The sequence below is a fragment of the Thermobacillus xylanilyticus genome, assembly GCF_907165215.1.
Classification (GTDB): domain Bacteria; phylum Bacillota; class Bacilli; order Paenibacillales; family Paenibacillaceae; genus Thermobacillus; species Thermobacillus xylanilyticus.
This window is the reverse complement of the sequence record NZ_CAJRAY010000018.1, coordinates 47,431-53,641: the sequence shown is the minus strand read 5'-3', so window position 1 is coordinate 53,641 and position 6,211 is coordinate 47,431. Positions and strand designations below refer to the sequence as shown.

Here is a 6,211-nt window from a genome sequence, read left to right as displayed (position 1 = left end):
CCCCCGCCGGCGCGCCCAGCTGCTGCTCGTAGCGGCGGCTCGGCTCATCCGCCGGGGCGAACCGCTGCGCCGCGGCCATGAGCCCGGCATCAAGCCGGTCATAAATTTGCGCGCGCAGCAGCGCATAGACGACCGTCCCGATCACCGCCAGCACGACAAGGAACACGGCCGCATTGAGCAGCGTCAGCCGGGCCCGGGTTTTGGCGAACATGGCCTGCTCTCCTTCAGCATGTAGCCGACGTTCCGAACCGTCTGAATGACGTGGTCGTAACCGTGCGGCTTCAGCTTCCTGCGCAGATAGTAGATGTACACATCGACGACGTTGCAGCCGATCTCCGTATCGAGCCCCCACACCCGCGAGAACAGCTGGTCCCGCGTCAAAATTTGCTCCCGGTTCCGCAGCAGAAAAAGCAGCAGCTCGAATTCCTTGTGCGTCAGTTCGAGCGGCTCGCCGTCGACGGCGGCTTCCCGTTTCTTCGTGTTCAGGGTCAGACGGTTGTAGCGCACATCCCCGTTCGGTTCGGCCGCTCCGTGGCGGCGCAGCAGCGCGCGCACCCGCGCCGCGAATTCGCGGATCTCAAACGGCTTCGTCAGGTAGTCGTCCGCGCCCGTGTCGAGGCCCCGGACCAGATCCTCGACGCTGTCTTTGGCCGTAAGCAGCAGCAGGGGAGTGGCGGCGCCTTCCGCGCGCAGCGTTCGGACGATGTCGAGCCCGCTCATGCCGGGCAGCATGATGTCCACGACCAGCAGATCGTAGATGCCTTGCTGCGCCAGATACAATCCGTCGTCGCCCGTCTCCGCCCCGTCGGCCTCATAGCCTTCCTCCCGCAAAATGTTCACGATCGTCGCCAGCAGACGGCGGTCGTCTTCCACGGCCAAAACGCGCATGGGGGCAACCCTCCTTTTTCACAGGAATGGCTGCCCCCATTGTACGCCGCGCACATTAAAAACAGATGAGAAAAAGCGGTTCAGCCCGCGGCTTCCCGCACGATGACGCCGTTGCCGTCGGGATCGACGAAGGTGAAATACCGGCTGCCCCAATTGTCCGCAATCCCGGAAACCGGGACGTTCTTGCCGCGCAGGTACGTGTGTATGGCTGAAAGGTCCGGCGCTTCCAGAACGGCGAGCGGCTTTGCGTGGACGGCGGAGCCGCTGTCCGGATCGACAACCGCCGTCGAACCGCTGAGCCGGCCGTCGTCAAACAGCAGATCGGCGCCCGGATCCATCGCGATGAACGGCAGGCCGCCGAACGGATCGTGAAGTTCGTTCCAAGTCCGAATACCACTCCGTCGCCTTCATTTTCGAACGGGCGCGGGAGAGGATGTTGTAGACGTTGCTTTTCTTCATCTCGAGGCGGCCAGCTCTTCGCCGTATTGAATGAACGCGTCTTGGCCGAGGGAGTCACGGATTGTCCGTATAAATAATCTCGCCCACCTCGTTCTGCAGCGAGGAATACCTGGCCGGCGAGTGGCCGATGAAGCGCTTGAATTCCTTGATGAAATGCGCCTGATCGTAGTAATAATCCTGGAACTGCCGGTTCTCCATGAAGCCGCGCTTGTCGCGCATCAAGGCCTGGAAGCAATGCTGGAAACGAACGATGGAAGCGAACGTTTTCGGGCTGATGCCGAGCCGCTCGGCGTATTTCGCGCGCAGCCACCGGTCGCTTACCCCCAGATCCTGCGACAGATCCGCGATCGGCAGGAGACCGCGCGAGTTCCGGATGGCATGGATGCTGTATTCGAACTTCGCGTCCGACTCCGTCAGGGCGAGCAGCCTCATCAGGTAATCCTGAAGCAGCAGCGCTTTCTGCGCCGGATCGGACGCCAGGCAAATCCGCTCTTCGAACATGCGGTAGACCGGTCCGCCGTCGATCTCCTCGAACGGCACGAGGTTGTTGCGCAGCTCATGATGCGAAACGGCGAGAAGCCTGTAGGCGCCGGCGGGATGAAGCTCGAAGCAGATGCAGCCGAACGGCTTGTCCCGGTCGAACTCGGCAACCGCGGCGCAGTCGGACACCCCCAGGATGAACAGCTTGTGTTCCGGAAGCTTGTATGCGCGCTGACACACCAGCCCCGTGAAATCTCCCTTGTAATACAGCATCAGCTTGGCGGAGCCGTTGGGAACCACGACCTGCAGCTCCTCCTCGGACAGGCCTCCGGCGCTTTCGAACACCCAGATGTCTTTCACGCATTTCCGCAATTCCATCCGCGGCGTCAAACGTCTGACGGTCAGCCTGCTCACCGGATCTCGCCTCCATTCGTTCCAGGACATTCTGCTTATGACGAAATATAGCACGTGTTCCATGGATTGAACAGTGTTCGGATGCGCGGGGAAGTGCTGTTCCGATTCTTACAATACACCAGGCTCGCTTGACGTTATCTTGGGTGCCAGAAATACTTTCCGCCCGGGAGTTGACTCATGGACAGGACAATCCGTAATGCCGTATCTGACGGAGTCCGTTTGTTTGTCTGGAGCATCGGATTTTTCTACCGGCATCTCAGCCTCGTGCTGCTCTCGCTGATCCCGTCGACGTTCCGCTTCATCCAGATGTGGAACGACCTGAATACGCCGCTGTGGATGGAAATCGCCGTCGAATCGACCCGGGTGGTGCTTTTTCTGCTCATCCTCGCGCTCATGCACCGCTCCGGATTTCGGGACGTGTTCGATTCCGCGCTGTGGCAGCGATGGCAGCGCAGCCTGAAGATCGAACTGGAGCGGAACTGGCCCGTGACGTTCCTCGCCCAGATCGCGGTTTTCATCATCGGGTTGTACGTGCTCATGAACACCACGCTCGAATGGCTGCTGAATCCGGCCTTCATGAAGGGATACATGGTGCTGCTCGGCATGGAGGAGTACGACTACGATCAGGTGTACACCGCCGCGCTGTTCTTCCTGAAGAACATGTCCGTCATTCCGCTGAGCATGGTGTACATTCTGCGGATGCTCGGCGCGGGTGCTGATACGCGGGACAAATAAATGGAGGAAGAGTATTCACGCCGGAACGGAGAATGATGAAAATCAGGGAAGGGCAGCCGGTCGATGCCGGGCTGCTGGCACGGCTGCTCCGCGAAGCGGCTGCCGCATTATGAGCGGTCAGCCGGCTGCCGCCGGACAAGCTTATTTCCGCAGCGCGCCGCGTCTATGCGCGCTTCTCCGGTACTCCTGCGGGGTCATGCCCGTACCGCGCTTGAAGCAGGCCGAGAAGTACGGGGCATGGCGGAAACCGACCTCGTCCGCGATTCGTTCGACCGGCCATGCGGTCGAGATGAGCAGCCGTTTGGCCTGTTCGATGCGATATTGCTGCAGGTAGCGGGCGGGCGAGACGCCGTAGACTTTTTTCATGCAGCGGACGATGTAGCTGGGGTGATAGTGCAGCCATTCGCCGAGCGTCTCGTTCGTGATCGCTTCCCTGTAGCGCTGCTGCAGGCAGAATGCGGCGCGCTCGGCGACCCGCGCGGCCGGTGTCTCGGCGGACCCGGCCTGTTCCCGTTCGAGCAGGGCGAGCAGCTGGAACAGGAGCTGCTGCTTCTCCCAGAAGCTTTCTCCGATCGGCAGCGCCAGCAGCCGCCGGATCTTGTCGAACGCGAGCCGCGGATCGGACAGCGGCGCATGCTTCGGCAGCCGGATCGTCTTCGGCCGGTCGAAGGGCGACGAAGGAGCGGGCGCTTCCGCTTCGGGCAGCGCGGGAACTTCACGCCAGTCCGCATGTTCGAAATGCAGCCAATAGAACATCGTCTCCTCCTCGCACGGCCTTACCGCATAGTGCGCTCCCTTCGGCAGCAGCAGCAGCGTATCCCCTTCGCTCAGGCTCCATTCCCGCCCGTTCTCCCCGATGTGCAGCGTGCCGGATGCGACGACGAGCAGATCGAACAGCCCGAAATCGGCGCGGTTCGGATGCCGGTCTCCGGCCTGGTACACCGCGCAGCCGGACTCCCAATAATAAGGCAGCGGCGGAGTCGCAAGTTCGATGACGGTTGTCTCGCTCATGGATCTCTCCGGATTCAGTCTCATTTTTTATAAGAATAAGCGCGTTCTTATGCTGTTCCTTCTTGACAATACCGCATATACTCGTGGTCGTGAAGAGTCAAAGTTTATCATCCCCGAGGTGAGCCGGTATGAGCAGAGCAGCCATTCGGATTCGCGACGACTTCTGGAGCGCTTATCAGGAGCTGGTGACGGGCACGGTCATTCCCTATCAGTGGGAAGCGCTGAACGACCGGATCGAAGGAGCGGAGCCGAGCCATGCGATCCGCAATTTCCGCATCGCGGCCGGGCTGGAGGAAGGCGAGTTCGGCGGGTTTGTTTTTCAGGACAGCGATCTCTACAAATGGCTGGAGGCGGCGGCGTACGCGCTGCGCCTCAAGCCCGATCCCGAGCTGGAGCGCATCGCGGACGATGTGATCGGGCTGATCGGGAAAGCCCAGCAGGCAGACGGGTATTTGAACACGTATTTCACGATTCGTGAACCGGACAAGCGTTGGACGAACCTGTATGAAGCGCACGAGCTGTACTGCGCGGGGCATCTGTTCGAGGCCGCGGTCGCCTATTTCGAGACGACGGGCAAGCGGAGGCTACTCGACATCGCTTGCCGGTTCGCCGATCTGATCGACCGCACGTTCGGGCCCGGCGAAGGGCAGCTTCGGGCGTACTGCGGGCATCCCGAGATCGAGCTGGCGCTCGTGAAGCTGTACGGGGCAACGGGCGAGGAGCGGTATCTGAAACTGAGCAAGTTTTTCGTCGATGAGCGCGGGAAACAGCCGAATTATTTTATCGCGGAATGGAAACGAGGCCGCACGCCGATCTGGAACCCCGGGATGCCGGATCTGGAGGTGTATCAGGCCCATCTGCCCGTGCGCGAGCAGACGGCGGCCGTCGGCCACGCGGTCCGCGCCGTTTACCTGTACAGCGCGATGGCGGATCTGGCCCGGCTGACCGGCGACGTTCGGCTGCGCGAAGCGTGCGAACGGCTCTGGTTCAACACGACGAAGAAGCAGATGTATATCACGGGCGGCATCGGGTCGACGCATCTCGGCGAGGCGTTCACGTTCGACTACGACCTGCCGAACGATCTCGCATATGCGGAGACGTGCGCTTCGATCGGCATAATCTTCTGGGCGCGGCGGATGCTCCGGCTGGAAGCGCGGAGCGAGTACGCCGATGTGATGGAACGGGCGCTGTACAACAACGTGCTCGGCAGCATGGCCCGGGACGGGAAGCATTTCTTCTACGTCAATCCGCTGGAGGTGTGGCCGGAGGCGAGCATGCGGAATCCGGACCGCCGCCACGTGAAGCCGGTGCGCCAGAAATGGTTCGGCTGCTCGTGCTGTCCGCCGAACGTGGCGCGGCTGCTCTGCTCGCTGGACGATTACATTTACGATATCGACGAGGCGGCCGGCAAGGTGTACGTTCACCTGTACATCGGCAGCGAAGCCGGGTTTGAAATGGCGGGACGTGCCGTGACGCTGCGCCAGCGCTCGGGGCTGCCGTGGGACGGCACGGTGAAGTTCGAATTGTCCGTTCCCGGGGAAGCGGGCGGAGCGCGGTTCGCGCTGGCGCTGCGCGTGCCGAACTGGTTCCAGACGGCTGAGCCGCGGCTTGCGGTGAACGGAGCAGCCTGCCCGTACCGCGTGGAAAATGGCTATGCGGTCGTGGAGAGGGAATGGTCGGACGGCGATCGTGTGGAATGGCTGCTGCCGATGGAGACGGTGTTGATCGGCGCGCGTCCGGAGATTCGCGCGAACGCCGGCAAGGCGGCGATCCAGCGCGGCCCGCTCGTGTATTGCGTCGAGGAGGCGGACAACGGCGCGCCGCTCGCCGCGCTGTCGCTGGCGGACGATCCCGCGCTGAGCGCTGCGTTCGTGCCGGATCTGCTGGGCGGCTGCGTCGTCGTCGAGGGGAGCGGCGAGGTGCCGGCCGATATGGACTGGCCGGAGGATGCGCCGTACCGGCCGCTCCGGAACGCGTCGCGGCCGAAGCGGCTTAAGGCGATCCCGTACTACTTGTGGGGGAACCGGGAGCCCGGCGAGATGAGCGTCTGGCTGCGGTGTTGAGTTGCCCTGCGCGGGCGGGGCGGTAGCGGAACGCGGTCCCCGCTCCAAGTCGGCGCCGTCGTCCCGCCGACTTTCGTTCCCGCGCTTCCGCGCCCTTTTTCCCGTTGCACGCCGATCCGCATCCGCACAATTTTCCGCACACTTTAGCGTTTCTTTATTTT

Annotated in this window: 6 protein-coding genes and 1 pseudogene; 2 read left to right on the top strand and 5 right to left on the bottom strand. The window is 62.3% G+C overall.

The features are described 5' to 3' along the window. From KJQ12_RS03575 to KJQ12_RS03560, 4 genes and pseudogenes are all read right to left on the bottom strand, one after another. Positions 1-211: pseudogene (locus KJQ12_RS03575) on the bottom strand (hypothetical protein); the annotation flags it as partial. Beyond that, the gene (locus KJQ12_RS03570) at positions 184-888 is read right to left on the bottom strand and encodes a response regulator transcription factor (RefSeq protein WP_213483518.1); all 705 of its coding nucleotides are present in this window, start codon (positions 886-888) and stop codon (positions 184-186) included. The gene KJQ12_RS03570 and the pseudogene KJQ12_RS03575, both read right to left, overlap by 28 nt. 80 nt (positions 889-968) lie before the next feature. Continuing rightward, on the bottom strand, positions 969-1,226 hold the full coding sequence (locus KJQ12_RS03565) for a VOC family protein (RefSeq protein ID WP_213483517.1): 258 nt from the start codon (positions 1,224-1,226) through the stop codon (positions 969-971). 175 nt (positions 1,227-1,401) lie between these two features. Further along, positions 1,402-2,241: a helix-turn-helix domain-containing protein gene (locus KJQ12_RS03560; RefSeq protein WP_213483516.1), complete on the bottom strand. Its 840-nt coding sequence runs from the start codon at positions 2,239-2,241 to the stop codon at positions 1,402-1,404. A gap of 177 nt (positions 2,242-2,418) precedes the next feature. On the opposite strand from KJQ12_RS03560, the gene KJQ12_RS03555 reads away from it, so the two are divergent. Further along, positions 2,419-2,976 carry a hypothetical protein gene (locus tag KJQ12_RS03555; RefSeq protein ID WP_213483515.1) on the top strand — a complete coding sequence of 186 codons (558 nt, stop codon included), beginning with the start codon at positions 2,419-2,421 and terminating at the stop codon, positions 2,974-2,976. A gap of 141 nt (positions 2,977-3,117) precedes the next feature. Here the strand turns inward: KJQ12_RS03555 and KJQ12_RS03550 are convergent, their stop codons facing one another. Further along, positions 3,118-3,987 carry a helix-turn-helix transcriptional regulator gene (locus tag KJQ12_RS03550; protein WP_213483514.1) on the bottom strand — a complete coding sequence of 290 codons (870 nt, stop codon included), beginning with the start codon at positions 3,985-3,987 and terminating at the stop codon, positions 3,118-3,120. A gap of 128 nt (positions 3,988-4,115) precedes the next feature. Here KJQ12_RS03550 and KJQ12_RS03545 point away from each other — a divergent pair, with 128 nt between their 5' ends. Then, positions 4,116-6,050 carry a glycoside hydrolase family 127 protein gene (locus KJQ12_RS03545; protein ID WP_213483513.1) on the top strand — a complete coding sequence of 645 codons (1,935 nt, stop codon included), beginning with the start codon at positions 4,116-4,118 and terminating at the stop codon, positions 6,048-6,050. Positions 6,051-6,211 lie beyond the last annotated feature (161 nt).